The 1,211-nt window shown below is 39.2% G+C and carries 1 protein-coding gene; it reads right to left on the bottom strand.

Features of this window, described 5'->3' with window-relative positions:
• Positions 1-1,211: HYR-like domain-containing protein (locus ACYEKI_RS21195; RefSeq protein ID WP_459213213.1), on the bottom strand; the 1,211-nt coding region annotated here is incomplete at both ends.

The raw sequence follows: 1,211 nt of genomic DNA, 5'->3' as shown, positions 1-1,211 counted from the left end.
TCTTGTCCTGTGATCGTCTCTGTGAAGTTTACGCTTACGGATGCATCGCAATTATCATTCGCTGTTAAGACTACTGCATCTGGTACTGCATCACAACTTACTGTTGTATCTGCAGGTAAACTCTCCACGAATACTGGAGCAGTGGTGTCTTCTACAGTAATTATTTGGGTATGACTCGTAGTGTTATTTGAACAGTCTGATACTTCCCATAACCTTGTAATTGTATAACTAGATGCACATCCATCATCTTGTCCTGTGATCGTCTCTGTGAAGTTTACGCTTACGGATGCATCGCAATTATCATTCGCTGTTAAGACTACTGCGTCTGGAACTGCATCACAACTTACTGTAACATCTGCAGGTAAACTCTCAACAAATTCTGGCGCAGTGGTGTCTTCTACAGTAATTACTTGGGTATGACTCGTAGTGTTATTTGAACAGTCTGATACTTCCCATAACCTTGTAATTGTATAGCTTGAAGCACATCCATCATCTTGCCCTGTTATTGTCTCTGTAAAAATCACATCTAATGAAGGTTCACAATTTCCTGAGGCTGTTAATACATCTACTGGTGGAATATTATCACAACTCACTGTTGTATCTGCTGGTAGTGTTTCAACGAATATTGGCGCAGTAGTGTCTTCTACAGTAATTACTTGAGTATGACTCGTAGTGTTATTCGAACAGTCTGATACTTCCCATAATCTTGTGATTGTATAGCTTGAAGCACAGGCATCGTCTTGTCCTGTGATCGTCTCTGTATAATTTACATTTACCGATGCATCGCAATTATCATTCGCTGTTAAGACTACTGCTATTGGAACTGCATCACAACTAACTGTTGTATCTGTTGGTAGTGTTTCTACAAATACTGGTGCTGTAGTATCTTCTACTGTTATTATCTGTGTATGACTCGTTGTATTATTTGAACAATCGGATACTTCCCATAACCTTGTAATTGTATAACTCGATGCACATCCATCATCTTGTCCTGTGATCGTCTCTGTATAATTTACAGTTACTGATGCATCGCAATTATCATTCGCTGTTAAGACTACTGCTGTTGGTACTGCATCACAACTCACTGTTGTATCTGCTGGTAGTGTTTCAACGAATATTGGCGCAGTAGTGTCTTCTACAGTAATTACTTGAGTATGACTCGTAGTGTTATTCGAACAGTCTGATACTTCCCATAATCTTGTGATTGTATA

The organism is Aquimarina rhabdastrellae (assembly GCA_947387485.1).
GTDB lineage: Bacteria > Bacteroidota > Bacteroidia > Flavobacteriales > Flavobacteriaceae > Aquimarina.
The sequence above is the reverse complement of the archived record's forward strand: the minus strand, read 5'-3'. Positions and strand labels throughout refer to the sequence as shown.